This window comes from Massilia sp. FBCC-B171, from assembly GCF_059134155.1.
This window is the reverse complement of record NZ_CP101443.1, coordinates 138732-162930: the sequence shown is the minus strand read 5'-3', so window position 1 is coordinate 162930 and position 24199 is coordinate 138732. Positions and strand designations below refer to the sequence as shown.

The 24199-nt window shown below is 64.6% G+C and carries 20 protein-coding genes; 13 read left to right on the top strand and 7 right to left on the bottom strand.

The window, feature by feature from the left end:
• Positions 1-137: 137 nt before the first annotated feature.
• The 6 genes from NMB41_RS00755 (at position 138) to NMB41_RS00730 (ending at position 9030) form a co-directional block, all read left to right on the top strand.
• Positions 138-2576 carry a TonB-dependent receptor gene (locus tag NMB41_RS00755; protein WP_494380593.1) on the top strand — a complete coding sequence of 813 codons (2439 nt, stop codon included), beginning with the start codon at positions 138-140 and terminating at the stop codon, positions 2574-2576.
• A gap of 93 nt (positions 2577-2669) precedes the next feature.
• Positions 2670-2981, top strand: a complete 312-nt coding sequence (locus NMB41_RS00750) for a hypothetical protein (RefSeq protein WP_494380592.1) — start codon at positions 2670-2672, stop codon at positions 2979-2981.
• A 261-nt stretch (positions 2982-3242) separates the two neighbouring features.
• Positions 3243-6011, top strand: coding sequence for an XrtA/PEP-CTERM system TPR-repeat protein PrsT (gene prsT, locus NMB41_RS00745; RefSeq protein WP_494380591.1), 2769 nt, complete (start codon positions 3243-3245; stop codon positions 6009-6011).
• 130 nt (positions 6012-6141) lie between these two features.
• A complete protein-coding gene (locus NMB41_RS00740) occupies positions 6142-6927 on the top strand; it encodes an N-acyl amino acid synthase FeeM domain-containing protein (protein WP_494380590.1) in 786 nt (261 codons plus the stop codon).
• 115 nt (positions 6928-7042) lie between these two features.
• Positions 7043-7942: a ThiF family adenylyltransferase gene (locus tag NMB41_RS00735; RefSeq protein WP_494380589.1), complete on the top strand. Its 900-nt coding sequence runs from the start codon at positions 7043-7045 to the stop codon at positions 7940-7942.
• Positions 7939-9030 (top strand): nitroreductase family protein, encoded by a 1092-nt coding sequence (locus tag NMB41_RS00730; RefSeq protein ID WP_494380588.1) that lies wholly within the window; start codon positions 7939-7941, stop codon positions 9028-9030. Before NMB41_RS00735 ends, NMB41_RS00730 begins: the two co-directional genes overlap by 4 nt.
• A gap of 214 nt (positions 9031-9244) precedes the next feature.
• Here the strand turns inward: NMB41_RS00730 and pepA are convergent, their stop codons facing one another.
• From pepA to NMB41_RS00695, 7 genes are all read right to left on the bottom strand, one after another.
• The gene (pepA, locus tag NMB41_RS00725) at positions 9245-10102 is read right to left on the bottom strand and encodes a flocculation-associated PEP-CTERM protein PepA (RefSeq protein WP_494380587.1); all 858 of its coding nucleotides are present in this window, start codon (positions 10100-10102) and stop codon (positions 9245-9247) included.
• A gap of 201 nt (positions 10103-10303) precedes the next feature.
• Positions 10304-11392 (bottom strand): nucleotidyltransferase domain-containing protein, encoded by a 1089-nt coding sequence (locus tag NMB41_RS00720; RefSeq protein ID WP_494380586.1) that lies wholly within the window; start codon positions 11390-11392, stop codon positions 10304-10306.
• On the bottom strand, positions 11389-12306 hold the full coding sequence (locus NMB41_RS00715; protein WP_494380585.1) for an HprK-related kinase A: 918 nt from the start codon (positions 12304-12306) through the stop codon (positions 11389-11391). Before NMB41_RS00715 ends, NMB41_RS00720 begins: the two co-directional genes overlap by 4 nt.
• Complete coding sequence (locus NMB41_RS00710; protein WP_494380584.1) at positions 12300-12608, bottom strand: HPr-rel-A system PqqD family peptide chaperone; 309 nt, start codon at positions 12606-12608, stop codon at positions 12300-12302. Before NMB41_RS00710 ends, NMB41_RS00715 begins: the two co-directional genes overlap by 7 nt.
• A gap of 16 nt (positions 12609-12624) precedes the next feature.
• Positions 12625-13248 (bottom strand): hypothetical protein, encoded by a 624-nt coding sequence (locus tag NMB41_RS00705; RefSeq protein ID WP_494380583.1) that lies wholly within the window; start codon positions 13246-13248, stop codon positions 12625-12627.
• Positions 13249-13450: 202 nt separating this feature from the next.
• The gene (locus NMB41_RS00700) at positions 13451-14083 is read right to left on the bottom strand and encodes an XrtA/PEP-CTERM system exopolysaccharide export protein (protein WP_494380582.1); all 633 of its coding nucleotides are present in this window, start codon (positions 14081-14083) and stop codon (positions 13451-13453) included.
• A 144-nt stretch (positions 14084-14227) separates the two neighbouring features.
• Positions 14228-15010, bottom strand: a complete 783-nt coding sequence (locus tag NMB41_RS00695) for a S1 family peptidase (RefSeq protein WP_494380581.1) — start codon at positions 15008-15010, stop codon at positions 14228-14230.
• Between the two features lie 386 nt (positions 15011-15396).
• On the opposite strand from NMB41_RS00695, the gene NMB41_RS00690 reads away from it, so the two are divergent.
• From NMB41_RS00690 to xrtA, 7 genes are read left to right on the top strand one after another with little or no spacing between them, the layout of a single operon-like run.
• The gene (locus tag NMB41_RS00690; protein WP_494380580.1) at positions 15397-16923 is read left to right on the top strand and encodes an XrtA system polysaccharide chain length determinant; all 1527 of its coding nucleotides are present in this window, start codon (positions 15397-15399) and stop codon (positions 16921-16923) included.
• A gap of 38 nt (positions 16924-16961) precedes the next feature.
• On the top strand, positions 16962-17936 hold the full coding sequence (locus tag NMB41_RS00685) for an XrtA-associated tyrosine autokinase (protein WP_494380579.1): 975 nt from the start codon (positions 16962-16964) through the stop codon (positions 17934-17936).
• A complete protein-coding gene (locus tag NMB41_RS00680; protein WP_494380578.1) occupies positions 17917-19485 on the top strand; it encodes a TIGR03016 family PEP-CTERM system-associated outer membrane protein in 1569 nt (522 codons plus the stop codon). The genes NMB41_RS00685 and NMB41_RS00680 overlap by 20 nt, the downstream gene beginning before the upstream one ends.
• A gap of 13 nt (positions 19486-19498) precedes the next feature.
• Positions 19499-20533: an XrtA/PEP-CTERM system-associated ATPase gene (locus NMB41_RS00675; RefSeq protein ID WP_494380577.1), complete on the top strand. Its 1035-nt coding sequence runs from the start codon at positions 19499-19501 to the stop codon at positions 20531-20533.
• Positions 20530-21414: an XrtA system polysaccharide deacetylase gene (locus NMB41_RS00670; RefSeq protein ID WP_494380576.1), complete on the top strand. Its 885-nt coding sequence runs from the start codon at positions 20530-20532 to the stop codon at positions 21412-21414. The genes NMB41_RS00675 and NMB41_RS00670 overlap by 4 nt, the downstream gene beginning before the upstream one ends.
• The gene (locus NMB41_RS00665; protein ID WP_494380575.1) at positions 21411-22658 is read left to right on the top strand and encodes a TIGR03087 family PEP-CTERM/XrtA system glycosyltransferase; all 1248 of its coding nucleotides are present in this window, start codon (positions 21411-21413) and stop codon (positions 22656-22658) included. Before NMB41_RS00670 ends, NMB41_RS00665 begins: the two co-directional genes overlap by 4 nt.
• On the top strand, positions 22652-24199 hold the full coding sequence (gene xrtA / locus NMB41_RS00660; RefSeq protein WP_494380574.1) for an exosortase A: 1548 nt from the start codon (positions 22652-22654) through the stop codon (positions 24197-24199). Before NMB41_RS00665 ends, xrtA begins: the two co-directional genes overlap by 7 nt.

Genomic DNA, 24199 nt, shown 5'->3' with positions numbered 1-24199 from the left:
GTTTCAATGACACATATTGAGGAGTCCATGCACCGCATGGGCTCGCCAATGCACCAGATCAGAGCACTGCGACAGAGACAGCCAGCGGCCCGCCGGTCCTGGAGACGGATTTTGAACCATAAAAAGAGAGTAACTACATGAACCAATCGAAGCAGTTCGCGCTGTCCACCGTCGCACTGGCCGTGCTGACCCTGGTCAGCCAGGCCCACGCCGCCGGCCAGGTCCAGCAAGACGCCGGCACCAGCGCCGTCGCCCAGGAAATCCAGCAGGTCGTCGTCACCGGTACCGCGTCCGCGTCCGGCACGCGCAAGATCGACACCGCCTTCTCGATCACCACCGCCACCGAAGAGCAGCTCAAAGCCGCTTCGCCAAGCAGCACCGCCGACGTGCTCAAGCTGGTGCCGGGCGTGTATGCCGAATCGACCGGCGGCCAGTCGGGCGCCAACGTCGAAGTGCGCGGTTTCCCGTCGGGCAGCGATTCGCCCTTCGTCTCGGTCCAGCTGAACGGCAACCCAATCTACCCGGTGCCGGTCCTGTCCTTCTTCGAAGGCACCTCGGCCTTCCGCCTCGATGACACCATCGAGCGCGTCGAAGTGCTGCGCGGCGGCCCGAGCACCATCTATTCGGTCGGCCAGCCTGGCGCGACGATGAACTTCATCCTGAAAAAGGGCGAGGACGTGGCCGAGCGCACGATCCGCCTGACCACCGGCACGGGCAGCCTGCGCCGCGGCGACGTTTTCATTGGCGGCAAGATTTCGGACGGCTGGTACGGTACCGTCGGCGGCTTCTACCGCCAGGGCCAGGGCGTGCGCGATCCGCAATTCAAGGCTGACGATGGCGGCCAGCTGACGGCCACCCTCACCCGCAAGCTGATTGGGGGCGAAGCGACCTTCTACGTCCGCTCGACCGACGAAAAGAATGCCTTCTATACAGGCGTGCCGCTGATCTCCAGCAACAACGGCCGCACCATCAGCGAGTTCCCGGGCTTCGATCCGCTCACCGGCACCCTGATGAGCAACGAAATGCGCCACTTCACGATCGACGCGGCGCCGGGCAGGACGCTCGAGCGCGACCTGGCCGAAGGACGCGGCATGAAGGCGACGGTCTGGGGCGCCAATTACGAACAGAAGCTGGGTGGCTGGGATGTGTCGAACAAGGCCAATTATTTCAGCGGCGACATGAACACCATCTCGATGTTCACCGGCGATAACCCGCAGACGGCCGCCGCTTACCTGGCCGCCGCCAACACCAGCTTCAACCCGACCGCTGCGACCGCCTCCGGCAGCATGACCTATGTCAACGGCGGCGGTGCGGTCGATCGCAACCAGCAAGTGGTGCAGGCCGGCCTGTGGTCGGTGGAAAAGGAGCTGCGCTCGTTCACGGACGAACTGCGCGTCAGCCGCGAAGTCGTGGCCGGCCATACGCTGACCGTCGGCGGCTACTATGCCAACTACCGCTCGCATGACGAGTGGTACCTGGGCAATGCCCACCTGATGACGGCCACGCCGAACGCGCGCCTGATCGACGTCAGACTGGACAACGGCACCATCGTCTCGCGCAACGGCAAGTCCGGCAACGTGTTCTACGCACCGAACGCCAGCTACAAGGGCCAGAACCTGGCGCTCTTCCTGGCCGACGAGTGGAAGATCAGCGACAGGCTGCGCATGGACATCGGCGCGCGCCGCGAGAAGCAGATGCTGGAAGGCTCGGTCTCGAACCTGGCTGCGGGCGACACCGACAACAATCCACTGACCGTCTACAACAACGGCACCTCGATCCCGACCGGCAGCTACACCCAGCTGGAACGCGACGACAGCGTCAATTCCTTCACGGTCGGCGGCCTGTACAAGCTGAACAAGGATGCCAGCGTGTTCGTGCGCGCCAACAAGGGCCACACCTTCATCTACTTCGATGACATGCGCAACGCCGGCACCCAGACCGCGCTGAACGACCGCAACGGCGTGCCGAACCCGGAAGTGACGCAGTACGAAATCGGCTTCAAGACCGCCAATTCGCTGTACAGCGCCTACGTGAATGCCTTCTACACCGATTTCACCGGCATTTCCTTCCAGCAGATCACGACCAATGCGGTCTTGAACTCGGTGAGCGGCTCGCGCGGCCATGGCGTCGAATTCGAACTGGCGGTGCGCCCGATCAAGAATCTGCAAGTGAGCATGACCGGCAACTACCAGAAGTCGAAATACCGCGACAACCCGGCCATCAGCGGCATGGAAGTCCAGCGCCAGCCGAACTTCCAGTTCCGCCTGTCGCCGAGCTACCGTATCCCGCTGGGCGAGAATGCCGTGAAGCTGTATGGCACCTACACCCACATCGGCGACCGCTTTGCCGACCAGGCCAACCTGTCCTACCTGCCGTCCTACCAGACCGTCGACCTCGGCGCGCTGGCCTCGATCGGCGCCAAGTGGGAAGTGCGCGTGGCCGCCACCAATCTGACCAATGAACTGGGCCTCACCGAAGGCAATTCGCGCCTGACCGGCGCCCAGAGCAGCGGCCCGATCAACGCCCGTCCGATCTTCGGCCGCGCGGTGGAAGCGTCGCTGATGTACCGCTTCTAAGCGTTTCAGAAAGACCCTCTTGGGAGCGGCTTGCCGCTCCCTTTTTTTTTGCCTGCTCTAGAATGAAAGCGTGACCCATCCACGGAGCCGCGCATGCCAATTAAACCGGAAGACCTGGCCGCCCTGATGCGCGAAGTCGAACGCGAGGACCCGATCGATTTCGCCGACTTGCCCTTTCCCGAGGACGAGCTGCGCGCCCTGGTGGCGAACCACCTGTGCGAGATGGCCGAGGCGATGGAAAACTTCAGCACCGAAGACCGTCTGCTGACCCTGCTCGCGGTGTCGGCCAAGCTGGTGCTGGAAAACCTGGTCCTGCATGTCCAGTTGCTGCGGCGCCACGGTTTACCGGTAGGCGACGACGTCGCCGCCCTGCTCGGGCGCCTGCGCAAAGGCGACGGCGAATAGCTGGCCCCCAGCGCTGGCATTTCCCTGCAGCATTGCTGCAAAATAAGCGTGGAAAATCAGGCGGACCCGGCGCAAGCTGGCGGCCAGGACCGTCCGCAATCCGTCGATCCCACTATTAGTAGTGGCAGGAAATCGCCTGTCTACAACGGTGGGCCGATTGTGCGGTAATTAATCTGTTCCTTGAGGTATTATTGTTGACTAGGAAACTTGTCACCGGGGGTTTTTCCCGGTCGACATCAGCATGTCAAACCTGAGGAAGCCATGTCCCGTAACAAGATCACATTCACTACCGCTGTCGTTTCGGGCGCACTGCTGCTGGGTGGCCTGACTGCCTGCAACCGCGACCAGTCGACCGCGAGCCTGCTCGCCGAAGCCAAGCAATACCAGCAGAAGGGCGACGAAAAAGCGGCCCTGATCCAACTCAAAAACGCGGTAGCCAAGAGTCCCGAAGATGCCGAAGCGCGCCTGCAGCTCGGTATGCTCTACCTCGACAGCGGCGACGCCGTCTCGGCCAGCAAGGAGCTGCGCAAAGCGGCCAGCCTGGGCATGGCGCCGGCGCGCACCCTGCCGCTGCTGGCCAAATCGATGCAGGCGCAAGGCCAGTTCAAGGAAATGCTGGCCGAGCTCAAGCCCGAGCTGACGGCGAAATCGGCGCCCCTGACGGCGCTGCGCGGCGATGCGCTGCTCGCCACCGGCGACAAGGACGGCGCCAAGGCCGCCTTCGACGCGGCGCTGGCGCTCGACCCGGCCAGCGGCGCAGCCCTGGTTGGCCTGTCGCGCCATGCCCTGCTCAGTAACGACATGGAGGCGGCGCAGCGCTACCTGGCCGACGCGATTGCCAAGGATGGCAAGAATCCGGAAGTCTGGATGTACCAGGGCGGCATGCTGCGCGGCATGAACAAGCAGGACGAAGCCCTGGCGGCCTTCGACAAGGTCCTGGCCCTGCAGCCGCAAGACCGCAACGCGAACCTGGAAAAAGCGTATATCCGCATCAACCAGAAGAAATTCGCCGAAGCCCGTACCGAAATCGAGGCGGCGCGCAAGCTCGCGCCGAACAGCCTGCTCGTCACCTATGGCCAGGCCCTGCTCGACTACAACGAAGGCAAGAACAAGGAAGCGCGCGATTCGCTGCAGCGCATCCTGAAAAACGCACCGAATCACATGCCGAGCGTGCTGCTGGCCGGCGCTGTCGAGCTGAACCTGGATTCGCCCCAGCAAGCGCAAATGCACCTGCGTAAATACCTGGAAGTGGACGAGAACAACGTGTATGCGCGCAAGCTGATGGCGCAAGCCATGCTGAAAAGCGCGCAGCCGGGCGACGCCGCCGCGGTACTGGCCCCGGCCCTGGTCGACTCGAAGGATCCGCAGCTGCTGGCGCTGGCCGGCGAGTCGTATATGCAGGCACGCGATTTCGGCAAGGCCACCTCGTATCTCGAGAAAGCGGTCCAGCAGGCCCCGGACGTGGCCGTGCTGCGCACCTCGCTGGGCATATCGCGCCTGCAGCAGGGCGACACCGCCAAGGGCATCGCCGAACTCGAGCGCGCCACCGAACTCGATCCGAAGTCCGACCGCGCCCTGACCGCGCTGGCGCAGGCCGAACTGGGCCTGAAACACTATGACAAGGCACTGGCCGCCGTCGCCAAGCTCGAGACGCTCAAGCCGGACGACGCGCAGACCTTCAACCTGAAGGCCACCGTGCTGCTGTCCAAGGGCGACATGCCCGCTGCCCGCGCCGCCTTCGAAAAGGCGCTGCAGGTCACGCCGACCTTCTTCCCGGCCGCCGCCAACCTGGCCAAGCTCGACATGATCGAGAAGAAGCCGGAAGCGGCGCGCAAGCGCTTCGAGGCGATCCTGGAAAAGGACAAGAAGAACTTCGGCGCCATGGGCGCGCTGGCCGAGCTGGCCATGCTCGACAAGCGTCCCGAGGAAGCGACGACCTGGCTGGAAAAGGCGCAGGCTGAAAATCCCGACGCGATCGCACCGGTCCTGAAGCTGGGCCAGCACTACCTGGGCACCAAGCAGGAGAAGAAGGCGCTGACGCTGGCGCGCAAGTTCCAGGCCGCGAACCCGACCAACCCCGAGATGATGGACCTGCTCGGCCGGTCCCAGCTGGCGAACAGCGATCCACAGGGCGCGCTCGACAGCTACAGCAAGCTGGTCAACATGCTGCCGAAGTCGGCGCTGGCGCAGATGCGCCTGGCCCAGGTGCAGGGGATCCTGAAGAACGACACGGGCGCAGCCGAGTCGCTCAAGAAGGCCAACGCGCTCGAGCCGAGCATGCTGCCGGCGCGCGTCGCCCAGGTCGAAGTGGCGACCCGCCGCGGCCGCCACGACGAGGCGCTGGCGCTCACCCGCCAGCTGCAGCAGGACGTGCCCGGCTCGCCGGTCGGTTTCCTGCTCGAAGGCGACCTGCAACTGGCGCAGAAGAACCCGGCACTGGCCATGGCCGCCTACGACAAGGCCTTCGCCATCACCAAGTCGGGCGCCGTCCTGCTGCGCAGCGCCCAGGTGCAGCGCCAGATGGGCAAGGCGGCCGAAGCGAACGCACGCGTCGCCCAGTGGGCCAAGGCCCATCCGGAGGACCTGTCGGTGGCGATGTACATGGCCGAATCGCACCTGGCGGCCAAGGAATACAAGAGCGCCTCGGCGATCCTGGAAAACATCGTCAAGCGCGCGCCGGGCAATGGCGCGGCGCTGAACAACCTGGCCTGGGCCTACCAGCAACAAAAGGATCCACGTGCACTGGCCACGGCAGAAGAGGCATTCAAGGTGGCCGGCAGCAATGCCGCGGTAATGGATACGCTGGGCTGGATGCTGGTGGAACAGGGTAATACCCAGCGCGGCCTGCCGCTGCTGCAAAAAGCCGCCGCCACGCCGGCCAGCACGCCGGAAATGCGCTATCACCTGGCCGTCGCCCTGCATAAATCGGGCGACAAGACGGGCGCACGCAAGGAACTCGAAACCCTGCTCGCGCAGAACAAGCCGTTCGACCAATTGGAGGAAGCCCGTTCGTTGCTTAAAACTCTATAAACGTCTACTATTTAAAATAAATAATACCCACAGGACCGCGCTTTTTCCGCATGGAGAAAGCGCGGTATAGCGCCAAAAAAAAAGGCGCCGCCCGGTCCAGGCGGCGCCTTAAAAACGAAGGTGTCCCGCGATGACAAATCCCGACGAAGTGCAGGAGCGTGAAGAACGTTCCATCGAATTTCTATCGAACGCTCATGTGTCAGAGGATCGCGATAAACTAGCGAACTCAGAATTAGAGGATGTTATCGTGAACCAAGATTCATATGGAATCCGGCTTACCGATACGGCTAAAGGACGCAATTCGGCCAGCATGCTGGTCAACAAGATGTATGCTTGGCGCGGCTATGCTGGCACGCACCAGTTCAGCGACGATCCCAATCGCATCACACTGACCGCTACCGATAAAGGCGAGGTAGTAGGCACCCTGACGCTCGGTATCGATTCGCCCATCGGTCTGATGGCCGATCAGATTTTCAAGGAAGAACTCGACGCGCACCGCGCCCGGGGCGCCAAGCTCTGTGAATTCACCAAGCTGGCCTTCGATCCCACGGTGCGCTCGAAGACTTCGCTCGCCAACTTGTTTCACCTGGCGGTGATTTACGCGCGCGACATCCATGACTGCACCGATATCGTCATCGAGGTCAATCCGCGCCACCGCCGCTTTTACGAGCATATGCTCGGATTCAAGCGCGAAGGCGATTTGAAGGATAACCCGCGCGTGAATGCGCCGGCCTACCTCCTGCGCATCGAGCTGGCGTATGTCACCGAGCAGATTCAAAAGCACGGCGGCACCTTCAGCGAGACGGCGACCGAAGCGGCCACCGAGCGCTCGTTCTATCCGTATTTCTTCTCCCCGCGCGAGGAGCAGGGTATTATCAACCGCCTGCGCCGCATCGACGAACACCAGGCAGCCTGATTTACCGCTTTGTCACGGCGCTGCTTTCCCGCAGCAGCGCCGCAGGTGCACTAATATGGTGCACTTCTGTTTTCGCCATCCCGACATTCACCGCTATCGTTTCACCTCCCCTTACATGACGACTCCATTTCGCTACGAGCAGGCTTTTTCCCGAAATATTGGCTGGGTAACGCGGGAGGAGCAGGCGCGGCTGCGTAGCAAGCGGGTGGCCATTGCGGGCGGCGGCGGCGTCGGCGGCGTGCATGCGCTGACCCTGGCACGGCTGGGCGTGACGAAATTTCGCATTGCCGATTTCGACACCTTCGACGTGCCGAATTTTAATCGGCAAGTCGGCGCCATGGTCTCGACCCTGGACCAGCCGAAGGTCGACGTCATCCGCCGCATGCTGCTCGATATTAATCCCGAGTGCGAGGTCGAAGTGTTTGCCGAGGGCATCAACGACGGCAACCTGAACGCCTTTCTTGAAGGCGCCGACATGTATGTCGACGCGCTCGACTTCTTCGCCTTCGACATCCGCCAGAAAACCTTCGCGCTGTGCGCCCGGCTCGGCATTCCCGCCAGCACCGTGGCCCCGCTGGGCATGGGCGCGGCGCTGCTCAACTTCCTGCCGGGACAGATGACCTTCGAAGAATACTTCCAGTGGGGAGACTTGCCGGAAACGGACAAGGCTGTCCACTTCGTCGTCGGCCTGGCGCCGGCCGGCCTGCACCGCCCCTACCTGGTGGTGCCGGAAGCGGTGAATTTCGTCGAGCGCCGCGGCCCCTCGACCATCATGGCCTGCCAGCTGTGCGCCGGCGTGATGGGCACCGAGGCCCTGAAAATCCTGCTCGGGCGCGGGCGCGTGCTGGCGGCGCCCTGGGGCATCCAGTTCGACGCCTACCGCAACAAGCTGGTGCGTACCTGGCGCCCGGGCGGCAACCGCAATCCCCTGCACCGCCTGATGATCAAGATCGGCAAGAAACAACTGGCCAAGGACCTGGCGGCAGCCGGCGTGGCCGCGGGAGCAGCGGCATGAGCACCACCATGAATGGCAATATCGACAGCGGCACGATCGAACGCATCCTCGAGCTGGCGCGCTGGGCGCCCAGCGGCGACAACATGCAGACCTGGCGCTTCGAGGTCAATGCGCCCGACCAGCTGGCCGTGCACGCCTACGATACGCGCGACCACTGCGTCTACGACCTCGACGGCCACCCGAGCCAGATCGCCTTCGGCACCCTGCTCGAGACGATCGCCATTGCCGCCAGCGGCCATGGCCTGCGCGCCGAGATCCGGCGCCGTCCCGAAGGCCGCGCGACCCACCCGATTTTCGACGTGCGTTTTACGGCCGACGCGGCGCTCACGCGCGATCCCCTGATCGACGTGATCAGCGCGCGCACCGTGCAGCGCCGGCCGATGCGCACCACCGCCCTCACTGCCGAACACAAGCGCCTGCTGGAGGCGACCGTCGCCCCCGGCTACGCGCTCACCTGGCTCGAGAGCCGCGCCCAGAAATGGCAGGCGGCGAAGCTGATGTTCAACAACGCCCGGCTGCGCCTGACCATGCCGGAAGCCTTCGAGACCCACCGCAGCATCATCGACTGGGACAACCGCACCGAGAGTCCGGATAAAGTGCCGGCGGGCGCGCTCGGCGTCGACGCCATGACCTTGCACCTCATGAAATGGGCGATGGTCAGCTGGCGCCGCATGAAAACCGTCAACACCCTGATGGGCACCTGGGCGCCGCGCCTGCAGATGGACCTGGCGCCCGGCATGGCCTGCGCCGCCCACTTCGTCCTCAAGGCGCACCAGGCGCCGCAGTCGATCGACGATTACGTCGCCGCCGGGCGCGCCCTGCAGCGCTTCTGGCTGACCATGACCACGCTCGGCCTGTACATGCAGCCGGAAATGACGCCGCTGATCTTCTCGAAGTACGCCCGCGAAGGCACGCGCTTCAGCGCCGAGCCGAAACTCGAAGCCGCCGCGCAGGCCTTGCGCCGCGAAACCGAGGCCCTGATTTTTACCGACAGCCTGGCGCCGGTCTACATGGGCCGCCTGGGCTACGGCCCGGCGCCCGCCGCGCGTTCGGTGCGGCGTCCGCTCGCCGAGCTGATGAAACAGTAGGCAAGCCGCACTGGCTGCCCATGAAAAAGCGGCGATGACCTGATGGTCATCGCCGCTTTTGCTTTCATTTCCCTGCCTGGTGCATCTTGTTTTTATATCGCCAGTGCTTGCCCAGCAACTCGCGCCTTACAATTTTTATAACAAAGTATTCCAGCATGAAAAAGAGCGGGCTAGCCCGCTCTTCTCATTCCATCAAGTGCTGCTCAGAGGGTAATTACGCCTTCTTTGCGCGCTTGCGGCTCACGACGCCAGCGCCCAGCATGGCGATGCCGAACAGGGCCAGCGAACCTGGCTCTGGAACTTCAGCCAGCTTGAACTGACCGTTGTTGCCGACGAAGAAGTTGCCTGGACCGTTAGCGTAGGTACCGGTACCGCAGCCTGGGCCGCCGTAGTTGGCGAATTGGCAAGCAACTTCATCGACCAGACGGTCGGTTGGCTCAGCGATGGTGTTGGCGTTCGTGAAAGCGAAGGCCAGGATCGATTCCATCGACAGGTCGTCGCCGTTTTCACGGAAGAAGTAGCCCGAATCCAGCGAACCGGCTTCAGCGCGTGCCAGCACGGTGACTTGACCGTTGTTGGTTGGCGAACCGCTTGCATCGACCATGCCGCCGCCGCCAGCCATCACGGTGAAGGTAGCGATTTCGTTGCCCAGGTTGGCGCCGTAGAAGCCATCGGTGCTGCCGTACTGGCCGTTAGTTGGGTTCTGGTACATGCGGATGGTGCCGCCGCTGAAGCTGAAGGCGCCGCTGAAGTTACCGCTGCCGGTTGCATCGAAGGTTGCAGTAATGTTGCCGCCAGCGTAGTTCACTGGGAACAGTTGGCCATTGCTGTCAGCCTGCGTGATGTTGAACACAGCGTGCTCGGTGAACGAGAAGCTCGAACCGCCCGTTGGGTTGATCTGGATGAAGGCGTTGCCGTTCACGTCCAGATATTCGTTCACCGACTGGCCGGCCGCGTAACCGCCACCGTTAGGATTGAAGACCCAGTCATTCATCACGGTTGCAGCGTTGGCGCTACCTGCGACGGTCATTGCAACAGCTGCGGCACAGGCCAGTTTCTTCAGAAATTTCATGATTCGATTCCTCGATTAAGTTAATTGTTGGGCAAACACATCCTCCTATTAGCAAGCGGCGTGCCAGCCCATCAATAACCTTTGGAATCAAACACTTATAACACATCATTAGAGCACTACCAACTGATGTGTAAAGGATCCCGACAGCATAATGTCACAAAAAATTCTTGTAGGAATTATAATGCTTTTTAGACATGTTTCTCAGGCAGATTTAACATTCCGTTGCGACAAGAATGCTTTCTGGAACAAATGGCGCGACAACATCAGCGGCGGCATGCGCAGCCAATTGCCACGTATATATAAGCAGCCGTCGAACGCCGGGCTCAACATTCCACCGCAGCCCGGCAGGGGTGGGCGCAGTGCATTGCCGAACAAAACGTCCATCAGTGCCAGCAGCGCCGGGTTCGGTCGCCCCGCGGCGGCCTCGGCCAAGGTGGCGGCCGGCACCGGCGTGCCGAGCAGCGCCATCGAATAGCGCAGCGCGTAGAACAGCGGCCGCGCCAGCTCGAGCTGGCGTGCACGCGCCGGCAGCGCCTGCCAGAAACCGGGCTCGGAGGCGCCGAAATGGCAGAGCAGCCGGTGCAGGTCGAACAGGTCGCGCAGGCCGTGGTGGTATTCGCCTTCGGAAAACAGGTGGGTCGCGCTGTGCAGCACCATGTCGCACGGCGCCAGCACCTGCAGGCCGGGCGCGCCCGGGATGGCGCGGGCGGCGCCGCGCAGCAGGGCCGGGTCGGGGCACACCGCCGCCGTCTCCGGCAGGATCGCATGGTGGATGTCGACCACGCTGGCGCGGCGCACGTGCTGCATCGGCGGAAGTTCGTGCATCCACTGCCTGTAATAACGCTGGTCGTAGTCGTCCAGATGGGTCGAGGCCCAGCCGTGCAGGAGCATCTGGCTCTCGACATCGGCCAGCGCCGTCTTCGGCACCAGGATGTCGATATCGGAAAACAGGCGCCCGCTTGCGGCCGGCAAGCCGGCCGCGACATAGGCCGTGCCCTTGAGCAGGATCAGCGGCAAGCCGGTCGGCAGCAGCGCAGAGCGCACCCGCTGCACCTCGAAGGCCACCGCCTGCGTGTGGCGTTCCCACGCCGTGCGCGACCAGGCCAGGCGGCGCCGGACCGGCGGCGGCAGGCCCGCGAGCACGCCGTGTTCGTCGGCCAGCAGGGCCAGCGTCGCACCGAGGTCGGCCGCGCCGGCCTGGCGCAGCAGCAATTCCCAGCCGGGCGCATCGAGCGCGGCCATCGAGGGCGGATCGCGCAGCACGCGTGTCAGCAGCGGCGAGGCCTTCATGGACGCCCTGCCAGCAATCGTTCGAACACGTCCATGGCGTCGTCGAGTGCGCCGTAGCTGAAATCGAAGGTGCGGGTGCCCTCGATCAGGCGCGCGGCCGCATTAAAACCGGCGGCGCCGAGCAGGCTGTAATTAAAGGCGTTCTCGGCCAGGCGCAGGTGGGCCCGTGCCTGCGCCACCGGTACCAGTTCGGCCGGGGCACCGGCACGCCATTTGGGGAACACGATCCAGGCCGGCTGCGCCGGCTCCATGGCGCGCGCGACGCTGGCGCCGGGCACGCGCATGTGCGCCACCGTTCCCTTGAGCGTATCGGCCACCGGCGGCGAAAGGTGGGCCTCGGGCGCCCAGGCGCGGATCACCTCGATCGAGGCGTTTTTCAGGCTGACCGGACGCGGCAGCGGATCGATGCAGCCATCGTCCAGGCGGATCAGGGTCAATTCGTCGGACAGCAGGCGCCAGCCGCGCACCACCAGCGCGGCGCACAGGGTACTCTTGCCCGAGCCCGGCGGGGCCGGCAGGATCACGGCCGCGCCGTCCTTCTCCACGACGGCGGCGTGGATCACCAGCCAGGAATGGGCGTGGCTGGACACGCACCAGTTCATCGCCCACTCGAACATCGGGTACACCTGGGCCAAAGGGAGCGGCTGGAACGGCGCCAGGCCGTCGTAATGGAAGAACACCTGCGGCCTGACCAGGCGCCGCAGCCCGCGCGGGCCGCGCAGCAACACGTCGAAATCGGCCGGCGTGTCGTCTTCCAGCACCGGGTAGTCGGCATACATGCGGCCCAGCGCGACGGCCAGGGCCGGCAGCCGGCTGCGCACACAGGCGACGAAAGGACCGGTCTGCAGGCGCAGTCCGGGACCGCGCAGGCGCGCGGCCAGCCCTTGCGGGCCGAGTGCGGCAACGGTCAGCATGCGGTGGAGTCGATCAGGTGCAGCGCGGCGAGCTCGGCCAGCACCTCGTGCAGCACTTCGGCGGGGCTCTGCAGCTCTTCGCCTGGCGCCACGGGGACGGACCCGGCCTCGAAGCCGAAGCTGGCCGCGAGCCGGGACGCCGGCTGGGGTTCCGCCTGCACCTGCTGCAGCAAGGCGAGCGCGAACTCGTCGAGCAGGTGGGTATCGCCCGACAGGTCATTGTAGAGCACGCATTCGCCGTCCCAGCAGCGGTGCAACAGGCGTTGGCCAGGAGCCAGGCGCCAGATCGGCGAACTTGTCATGCGTGTCGTGGCGGTCCTAGCGGAAGGTGCTCTCGAGATAGGCGGCGATGACTGCGCCGCTCCATGGCGTGGCGCCCTTGGCAGGAGCGTAATAGCCCTGGGTGACGAACTGGTTCCAGATGTCCATCACGCGCTCTTCCGGCAAGACACTGCCGATCCCGGTGAAACGCGCTGCGCGCGCATTGAGCAGGGCCGCCACGGATTGCATCGCGACGTTGTTCCGGTCGATCGCCTTGATCGTGCTGGTCGGATTGATGACCTGCATCAGGGTGACGTTGCTCAGGCCCGCATAGCGGCCGCTGCAGAGGAAGAGCTTGCCGAACTTGGCATTCGGATCGATCCCGGCCTGCGTTTTCCAGGCACTGGCATGCGTCTTCCAGTAGCCGTGCGAACGGTTGGCGCTGCACGACTGCTGCGGCCGCGCGCTGGCGCCCGGCTGCATCGACATGAAGCCCGATGGCGAGATGCACACCGACTTGCCGAAGGTTGCCATGCCGGGCTGGCTGTGCAGCGTCAGGATGACGCCGGTGGCACCGGCGCTGGCGCGCGCGAAGCGGCGTCGGGCGATGCCTTTGGCGTCGAGCTGGACTGGGACAGCCACGGTGTCGGATGGTACTGGAGTATTTTTTTCTTGGTCCATAAACACGTTTCCTGAGTCGTCAAAGTATGCCATACCCATGCCGGCATCGGCCATCCGAAGCTGAGCAAATTTCATACCAAGCATCATCGGTTGACTAAATGCAACACCTAATCAAGCACTTAGCCCTACAAACTGTGTTTTGGACGCAAACGACAACGGCGCCCGCAGGCGCCGTTGTAAGAAAACCCGACAGTTGATCAGGTCAGAAGAAGCTTTCCGGAACCACCAGGATGTCGCCCGGGCGCATCGGCATGTTGGCCGAAATGTCGCCGTCCTTGATCAGGTCGTCGAGGCGCACATTGAGTTTTTCCTGCTTGCCGTTGACGTTGCGGATGATGCTGGCGCGGTTGCCCGAAGCGAACTCCGTGACGCCGCCCACAGCGATCAGCACATCCATCAGCGACATGTCGCGGCGGTAAGGCAGCGCTTGCGGCTTGGCGGCCTGGCCGATCACGCGGATCTGCTCGCCGTAATTGCCGACAAAACCGGTCACGACGACGGTCACCACCGGCTGCTGTATGAACTTGGCCAGCGCCTTTTCGATGTCGCGCGCCAGTTCGGTCGAGGTCTTGCCGGCGGCCGGCAGGTCTTCGACCAGCGGGGTCGTGATCTTGCCGTCCGGACGAACCGGCACCGACATCGACACTTCCGGATTGCGCCAGACGATGATGTTGACGGCGTCGCCAGGGCCGATCAGGTAGTCGGCCGGCGCGGCGCCGGCCATGGCGGCAGCCGAAGGCGCCGGCGGCTTGTTCCACAGCGCGCAGCCGGACAGGGCCAGGGCGCAGGCGCTTGCCAGGGCCAGCTTCGTCAGATTCGTCGAGATCTTGCTCACGTCATTCCCCTTCACGACACCAGCGACAGGCAAGGCCAGGCTGTGTTGTTGCAAATTAAAAATTGTTATTTAGCCATCAAAACTGGCATATTGTATCGCAATCATGCTCGCGCGAAAGGCGTGCACGATTGAAATACTTCGTTTTCACTTCTGCTGCAACAGTTCTTGCACATAGCGCGCCGGAATCGCATAGCTGATGCCGCTCGGGCTGGTGATGGCTGTTTCCTTCAGGCCCTTGACGAACACCATATTAATCACGCCAAGGACGGCCCCGCTCTCGGCATCATAGACGGGACTGCCGCTGTTGCCCGGATACGCCGTGCCGTCGAGCTGAAAAATTTTCAACGGGTCGCGCTGGAGCTGGGTGATGGCACGCGCATCGAGGCGGCGCGAACTGAGCGAGGGCATCACGATCGGCGTGATCGCCGACAGCGTGGCGCGGTGGGTCACGTGGTTCAGCCCCAGCACCATCCCCAGCGGGAAGCCCGTAAACGCCAGCGCCTGCCCTTCGGCGGCGCCGTTCGAGTCGCCCAGCGTCAGCGCCGGCAGCGGCGGACCGTCGATCAGGCGCAGGTGCGCCAGGTCGTGCACGCGGTCGAGCGCCACCAGGCGCGCCGGGCGAAAGCGGAAGTCCTGGCCGGCGCCCACCACCACCCCCAGCGTTTCCATCTTCGCCGCGTCGAGTGCGGTCGGCACCACATGCGCATTGGTGACGATGCTCAAGCCGTCGCCGACGGCAAAGCCGGTACCGGAGAACATGACGGAGGGGCTGCGCGTCTTCAGAAAACTGCCGACGCCGACAATGGACGGTTTCACGGCGACGATGGTGCGCGCCAGGGTCTGGGCCTGCGCCGGCAACAGCGCCGCGCACGCGCCCAGCGCGGCGGCGGCCAGCAGCGCGCGGCGGCTTGGCAATAGCTTAATCATGTGGCATTCATTATTTCGAATAGGAATCAATCGTGCAGGCCATTTTATAAATTAAACATTACAATACAAGAGCTTGATGTTACGCAAAGATGTATGCCGCGAGTTGCTGGCATCGATTTGCTCCTCACCTCACTCTTGATGAAGTGCAACATTTTTCACTGTTTTAGCTTGTCCGCCGGCAATAATAGCGCCGAAGAAGAGGGGCGACAGGGGAAAGTGGCATTGCTACCTGGAATTTGTGTTGTAACGGGTCCTATGCGGCCTCTTTATTACCACAATTTTCCGGCACGCAATTGCAATTGCACATACTACAAGCGATGATGCGTGTTCTTTTGTGATTGTTCCAGCCTGGCTACCTGCCGGGCGCTCATGGCGAGACTGACGAGATGGCAGAAATAACAGCCCTAATCCTGAATTTCCTCAAGGCCCTCGGTAAATACCGTTGGCATGCAGTGACCATCGCCTGGCTGGTGGCACTCATCGGCTGGGCCATCGTGCTCAGGCTGCCCAATACATATGAAACTTCGGCCCGTGTCTATGTCGACACCCAGAGCATCCTCAAGCCGCTCCTGTCGGGCATGACCACCCTGCCCAACCTGGACCAGCAAGTGATGTTCATGCGCCAGACGCTGATCAGCCGTCCGAACGTCGAGCGCGTCATGCGCGATACCGACCTCGACGTGAAGGCGCGGAACAGCGAAGAGAAGGAAAAGATGATCGAGGACTTGATGAAGAAGATCAAGATCGCCGGCACCGAGCGCGACGACATCTACACCATCAGCTATACCTCCACCGATCCCAAGCTGGGCAAGGACGTGGTCCAGTCGCTGCTGGCTATCTTCGTGGAAGGCAGCTTCGGCGGCAAGCGGCAGGATTCGGACAAGGCGGTGCGGTTCATCGATGACCAGATCAAGAGCTACGAAGAAAAGCTCGCCACGGCCGAGAACGCGCTGAAGGAATTCAAGATCAAGAACATGGGCCTGCTGCCACGCGAAGGCGGCGACTTCAGCGCCCGCGTTGCCGGCGCCACCGACGCCCTGAGCCAGGCACGCCTGGAGCTGAACGAAGCGGAACAGTCGCGCAACGCCATCCGCCGCCGCATGACCGGCGGTGGCGCCAGTGCCGGCGGCGGAGGCGGCGGCGGCCTGGTCGATCCGGAACTCGAAAGCCGCATCGCCACCGCCCAGAAGAACCTCGATACGCTGCGCCTGCAGTATACCGAGGAGCACCCGGACATCATCGCCACCAAGCGCCTGGTCGACCAGCTGCAGTCGCGCAAGAAGGAAGAGATGAAGAAGGGCCGTCCTGATCCGGGCGTGGCCGCCAGCCCGATGATGCAGCAGCTGAGCATCTCGCTGTCGGATGCCGAATCGCGCGTCGCCGCCCTGCGTGCCCGCGTCAGCGAATACCAGACCCGCGTCACGACCCTGCGCAGCCAGAGCCAGACGGCGCCTGAGATCGAGGCCCAGCTGGTGCAGCTGAACCGCGACTACACGGTCAACCGCGAAAACTACCAGCAACTGGTGCAGCGCCGCGAGCAGGCCAAGCTGTCCGGCGACCTGTCCTCGGCCACCGACATGCTGACCTTCCGTACGGTCGAGCCGCCACTGGAGGCGACCAAGCCGAGCGGCCCGAACCGCCTGGCGCTGTTCTCCGGCGTGTTCGTCCTGTCGCTGGTGGCCGGCCTGGTCGGTGCATTCCTGATGAGCCAGGTGCGCCCGACCTTCCTCAGCCACGCCGCGCTGCGCGAAGTGACCGGCGTCCCGGTCCTGGGATCGATCAACATGCATTGGACCGATGGCCAGAAGGTGCTGCGCAAGCGCCGCCTGCTGGGCGTCGCCGCCGCGGTGCTGGTGCTGTTCGGCGCTTATGCCGTCGGCATGGCCACCATGCTGGCGCGCGCCAGCGCCTGAGCGCCCCGGCGCCGTAACGCACAATATTAGGAGCGAACGTGAGCATTATCGAAAAAGCGGCAAGCCGCATTGACCACACCCGTGCAGCGGCCCCGGCCCCTGCCGTCGTCGAGCACGACGGCCAGACCATCGTCCTGGAAACGCACGCACCCGCCGCCGCGCCGGCCGTTGCCGCCCCGGCCGTCGCCGCACCGCAGGTCGACACGCCGCGCGTCGAGACGCCCCGTGCCGCCCCTCCTGGCGTTGCCGCGCCAGCCGCCACGCCGCGCAAGACGGCCGCGAAACCGGGCGTGCGCAAGGTCGACCTCGACCTGGCGCGCATGCGCGACGCCGGCATGGTCACCGCCGCCAGCGGCCGCACCAGCCTGCTCGAAGACTTCCGCGTCATCAAGCGTCCGCTGCTCAAGCAAGCCTTCAGCGAAGGCACGCCGGGCCGCCCGAACAACCTGATCATGATCACCAGCTCGCTGCCGGGCGAAGGCAAGACCTATTGCGCGATCAACCTGGCGATGAGCATCGCGATGGAACTCGACCACACGGTGCTGCTGGTCGACGCCGACGTCGCCCGTCCTTCGGTGCTGCGCACGCTCGGCCTGCCGGCCCAGCGCGGCCTGATGGACATCCTGGTCGACGACAAGCTCGACCTGTCGGACGTGATGCTGCGCACCAACGTCGATACGCTGAGCATCCTGCCGGCCGGCACCAGCACGCCGCGCGCCACCGAACTGCTGGCCAGTTCGACGATGAGCAACCTGGTCAACGAGATCGCCAACCGCTATCCGGACCGCATCGTCATTTTCGATTCGCCGCCGCTGCTGCTGACGAGCGAATCGCGGGTGCTGGCCAGCCACATGGGCCAGATCGTGATGGTGGTCGAGGCCCAGGGCACGACCCAGCACGCGGTCAAGGAAGCGCTCGGCCAGCTGGAAGGCTGCAGCAATGTCAATCTTATCTATAACAAGGCGCGGGACATCCCGGGGATCGAAGAGACGTATGACTATCACTACGGCTAAACGCTTCGCCCGACGCACACCGCGCACGGCGCTGCGCCTGGCGCCGCTGGCGGCGGCGCTGACGCTGGCCTTGCCGGCGCAGGCCCAGTGGAAAGTCACGCCCTCGCTGGCGCTGACCGAGACCTATACCGACAACGTGGCCCTGCAAAGCGACGCCAACAAGCGCGCCGAATGGGTCACGGAAGCGACGCCCGGCGTCTCGGTGACCGGCCAGAACTCGCGCGTGCAGATGAGCGCGCGGGCGCGCGCTTCGTTCTACAAATACGCCAGCGGCGAGCCGGTCGGCACCCGCAGCAATAACGCCCAGTACGACGCCAACGGCCGCGTCAAGGTGATCGACGAACTGCTGTACGTCGACGCCCGCGCCAGCGGCGGCTCGCGCGCCATCTCGGCCTTCGGCCTGCGCGACGACGAAGGCAACGGCTTCAGCGACCGCAACAGCACCGACGTGTCCAACTGGAGCATCAGCCCCTTCCTGACCCGGCGTTTCGGCAACTTCGCGGTCGCCACCGCGCGCTATACCCACGACGAAGTCACGGCCGACGAGTCGCGTTTCGGCAGCAGCGTCGCCGACGGCTTCTCCGTCGACCTGGGCAGCGGGCGCGCCTGGCGCGATATTGGCTGGCCCCTGCGCTATTCACGCCAGGACGTCCAGACCGACCGCTTTGGCGACACCTTCTCGGAAAACTCCCTGCTGGGCCTGAACTACCGCGTGCACCGCACCCTGAAGCTGACCGCCACCGGCGGCTATGACAGCTACGATTACGAAGCCTTCGGCAACCGAACGGCCGGTCCGAGCTGGTCGGTCGGCTTCGCCTGGAACCCGTCCGCGCGCACCGCCGTCGACATGTCGGTGGGCCGCCACTTCCTGGGCAACACCGGCTCCCTGATGGCCCTGCACCGCAGCCGCCACACGGTCTGGCGTGCCAGCTATTCCGATGCCGTGACCAGCACGCGCGAGCAGTTCTCGGGCCTGCGCACCACCGACACCGCCTTGCTGATCGACTCGCTGTTCGCGGCGACGATTCCCGATCCGTTCGCGCGGCGCCTGGCGGTCGAGGAGTACCTGCTGGCCACCGGCCTGCCGCGCAGCACCTCGGAGAGCGTGAATTTCCTGACCAACCGCTACTTCCGCCAGAAGCAGGCGCAGGCCTCGTTCGCCTTCAACATGCGTGCCCACAGCACGCTCCTGTCGGCCTATGCCAACGAACGCATCGCGTTGTCGACCGGCCAGGCCGACGCGGACCTGCTCGGCACCGAACTGTTCGCGCTCAACGACAACGTGCGCCAGGTCGGCTTCAGCGCCGCCCACAGCTACCGCCTGAACGCGCTCACCAGCGCCACGGCAACGCTGTCGGCGACGCGCAGCCGTTCCCTGACCACCGACCTCGAACAAGACCAGAAAAGCCTGCGCCTGAACATGACGCGCCGCTTCAGCCGCAAGCTGAGCGGTGTCGTCGAGCTGCGCCATGCGCGCGGCGACCGCGGCCTGCTCGGCGCGGGTTATACAGAAAACGCAATCAGCGCCACCCTTTCGGCCCAGCTCTAAGCGGAGTGACACGATGTACGAACCGTATTATGGATTTACAGCCAAGCCTTTCCAGCTGCGCCCAGACCCGCATTTCTTCTTCGGCAGCAAAGGCCACAAGCGCGCCATGGCCTATCTCGAATATGGCCTGTCGCAAGGAGAAGGCTTCATTGTCGTCACCGGCGAAGTCGGTGCCGGCAAGACGACTTTGGTGCGCAACCTGTTCAACAAGCTGCCTTCGGACCAGATCGTTGCCGCCCACATCGTCAACACCCACCTCGATCCGGACGACACGCTGCGCATGGTGGTGTCGGCCTTCGGCCTGCACTACGAGGGCGCCAGCAAGACCGACCTGCTGACCCGCCTGGAACAGTTCCTGCACAGCGTCGACCGCCAGGGCAAGCGCGCCCTGCTCGTCATCGACGAAGCGCAGAACCTGAACCCGAAGACGGTCGAAGAGCTGCGCATGCTGTCGAATTTCCAGACCGACGACAAGTCGCTGCTGCAGACCTTCCTGCTGGGCCAGCCGGAGTTCCGCGGCACCCTGCACAGCCCGAGCATGCAGCAGCTGCGCCAGCGCGTCATCGCCAGCTACCACCTGGGCCCGATGGATGCGCCGGAAACGCGCGCCTACATCGAGCACCGCCTGCACACGGTCGGCTGGAAGGGCGACCCGGCCTTCGACGACGCGGCCCACGCCGCCATCTTCGCCTATACCGGCGGCATCCCGCGCAAGACCAACACCCTGCTCGACCGCGTGCTGCTGATGGGCTACCTGGAAGAGCTCCACGAATTCAACGAGGCGCACATCCAGACCGTCATCGCCGACGTCAGCGAAGAATTCCAGCTGCCCGACGCCATGGGGACGCCCGCCGCGAACATCGGCGGCGAGCTGCTGGCCGACGGCATGGGCGGCATGCCGGAGCGCCGCGCCAGCGCCGAAGTGCTCGACGAGCGCATGATGCGCCTCGAAAAATCGATCGTCTCGGTGCTCTCGATCCTGAAGAAAATCGTCGCCACGCCGCAAAACGGCGTGCCGGCCACCCAACACGTGGATACCCCCGAATGAAGATGCAGACTCCGGCAGCCCGGCCGCAGCGCCAGCCGGGCGAACGCATTCGCAACGCGATGACCTGCGACGTCGAAGACTATTTCCAGGTCTCGGCCTTTGCGCCCTACATCAGCCGCGACAGCTGGCCGACGCGCGAATGCCGCGTCGAAGCCAACATCGAGCGCATCCTGGCGCTGTTCGAGAAGAACGACGTGAAAGGCACCTTCTTCACGCTCGGCTGGATTGCCGAACGCTACCCGCAGATGGTGCGCCGCATCGTCGCGGCCGGCCATGAGCTGGCCAGCCACGGCTACAATCACCAGCGCGCCTCCGACCAGAGCCGCGCCGAATTCGACAACGATATCCGCAGCGCGAAAGCGCTGCTGGAAGACATCGGCGGCCAGCAGGTCATCGGCTACCGCGCCCCGAGCTTCTCGATCGGCGCAGGCAACCTGTGGGCGCTGGACGCGCTGACCGAAGCGGGCTACCGCTACAGCTCGAGCATCTACCCGATCGCGCATGACCACTACGGCATGCCGGACGCGCCGCGCTTCGCTTTCTATCCGAACGGCCCGGACGGCCTGCTGGAAGTGCCGATCACCACCGCCATGCTGGGCGGGCGCAAGCTGCCGGCCGGTGGCGGCGGCTATTTCCGGCTGCTGCCGTATGCGCTGTCGCGCTGGATGGTGAATCGCGTCAATGAGATGGACAACGAGCCGGCACTGTTCTACTTCCACCCGTGGGAACTCGATCCCGGCCAGCCGCGTCCCGCAGGCCTGGACGCCAAATCGCGCTTCCGCCATTACATTAACATCGAACGCATGGAAGGACGGATTGCCGCCCTCGCCCGCGATTTCGCGTGGGACCGGATGGACCGCATTTTCCTGAGCAAGCCATGAATTCGATCATCGAGGGCGCGTTGCAGCGCAAAGAGGCAGCGGCCGCCCAGGCGGCCAAGCCGGACCTGCTGTTGCTGGTGCACCGCATCCCCTACCCGCCGAACAAGGGCGACAAGATCCGCTCGTACAACCTGCTGAAACACCTGGCAACGAAGTACCGCGTGCACCTGGCGACCTTTGTCGACGACGCCGACGACTGGCAGCACGTGCCGGCGGTCGAGGCGCTGTGCGCCAGCAGCCATTTCGTCAAGCTCGATCCCCTCAAGGGAAAAATCCGCAGCGCCAAGGCGCTGGCAACGGGTAAATCGCTGTCGCTGGAATACTACCGCGACGCCGACATGACGCGCTGGATCGCGCGCACCATGCGCCAGCACGGCATCGCCCGCGTGATGACCTTCTGCTCGGTGATGGCGCAATATGCGGACGACTTCCCGGCCGCGCGCCGCGTAATCGATTTTTGCGACGTCGACTCCGACAAGTGGCGCCAGTACGCCGACAAGAAGCGCTGGCCGATGAGCTGGGTGTATCGCCACGAGGCGCGCAGCCTGCTCGAGTACGAGCGAAAAGTCGCCGGCGACTTCGACGCATCGCTGTTCGTGTCCGAACCCGAGGCCGAACTGTTCCGCACCCTGGCGCCGGAAAGCCGCGCCAAGATCGGCTTCTTCAACAATGGCGTCGACACCGAGTATTTCAGCCCGGCGCGCAGCTACGAGACCCCGTTCGCCGAGGGCGAGCAGGCGCTGGTCTTCACCGGTGCGATGGACTACTGGCCGAACATCGACGCCGTCAAATGGTTCGCCGAGCACGTCCTGCCGCGCGTACGCGCCGCCGTGCCGAACGCGCGCTTCTACATCGTCGGCTCGCGTCCGGCGCCCGAGGTGCTGGCACTGGCGAGTGACGCCATCGCCGTCACCGGTACCGTGCCCGACGTGCGGCCCTATGTCGCCCACTGCGTCGCCGCCGTCGCGCCGCTGCGCATCGCACGCGGCATCCAGAACAAGGTGCTCGAAGCGATGGCGATGGCCCGCCCGGTGGTCGCATCGCCCCAGGCCTTCGAGGGCATCGACGCCGTCCAGGGCCGCGAACTGCTGGTGGTCGACGCCCCGGCCGACTACGCCGAGCGCCTGATCGAACTGCTGCGCACCCCCAACCTGGCCATGGGCCCGGCGGCGCGCGCCAGCGTCGAGCGCCGCTACAGCTGGTCGGCCCACCTGTCCCCGATCGAATCGAGGTTTGAATGCTGATGAACGAAAATCCGGTCCTGGCGGGAAGCGCTCCCGGCCGCCTGTCGGTACCGAAAATCGCCGTCATCGTCGCCGCCTTCGTGGCGCTGCTGGTGCTGTACTGGGGCACCGCGGCCTCGATGGTCGCGATATGGAACAGTTCCGAAACCTTCGCCCACGGCTACGCCATCGTGCCGATCAGCCTGTGGCTGGTCTGGCGCCGGCGCGAAGTGTTCGCACGCATCCCGGCCGTGCCCTACTGGCCGGCCCTGATCGGGCTGGCCGTGTTCGGCGCCGGCTGGCTGCTGGCGCGCGCCGGCGAAGTGCAGGTCGTGATGCAGTACTGTTTCGTCGCCATGTTCCCGGCCGTGGCCCTGGCCGTGCTGGGCCGCCGCCTGGCCGGCGCCCTCGCCTTCCCGCTGCTGTTCCTGCTGTTCGCGGTGCCCTTCGGCGAAGTGTTCGTGCAGCCCCTGATTAACTTCACCGCCGATTTTACCGTCGCCATGGTGCGCGCCACCGGCATCCCGGTCCTGCGCAACGGCACCTTGTTCGAACTCCCGACCGGCAACTGGTCGGTGGTCGAAGCCTGCAGCGGCGTGCGCTACCTGATTTCGTCGATCACGCTGGGCAGCCTGTACGCTTACCTGAGCTACCGTTCGGCCACGCGGCGCGCCATGTTCATCGGCTTGTCGATCATCGTGCCGATCGTCGCCAACGGCCTGCGTGCCTACATGATCGTCATGATCGGCCACCTGAGCGGCATGGAACTGGCCACCGGCGTCGACCACCTGATCTACGGCTGGCTGTTCTTCGGCCTGGTCATGTTCATCATGTTCTGGATCGGCAGCTACTGGCGCCAGGACGAAGCGGCCCCGGCCCCCGCGACCGCCAAAGTAGCTGGCACGGCGGCTGCAGGCACGGCGCCTGTCGCCTCGATCACCGGCGTGGCCATCGCCGCGCTGCTGGTGGCCGCGGCCTGGCCGGTGCTGGGCGCGGTCAGCGACAAGGCGGCGCACAATCCGGCGCCGGTGCAGCTCGACGGCGCGCGCCTGGCCGCGCAGCCTGCCGGCCAGCCTGCCTGGAGCCCGGAATTCCTCACGCCCGACGCCACCATCAAGGGCCAGTACATGGTTGCCGGCGCGCCGGTGCACCTGAACGTGCTCTACTACCGCAACCAGGGTCCGGAAAAGCGCCTGATCAGCTCCGTGAACCGGGTCGACAACCGCGATGCGCAATTCCGCCAGGTGGGCTCGGAAGGCCGCCTGGAGACGGTCAATGGCCAGAAGCTGGCCTTGCGCGAGACCCGCGTCAAGGGTCCGGACGGGAATTACCTGGTCTGGCACTGGACCTGGGTCGACGGCCAGTTCGTCGCCAACGATTACCTCGGCAAACTGCGCCAGGCCAAAGCCAAGCTCATGATGCATGGCGACGACGGCGCCGCCCTGATGTTCGCCACGCCTGTCGGCGAACAGGCGGACACCGCGCGCGCCACGCTGCGCGCTTTCCTGGACGCGAACCTGGCACCGCTGCAGGCCACGCTCGAGGCAGCACGGGAACACTAA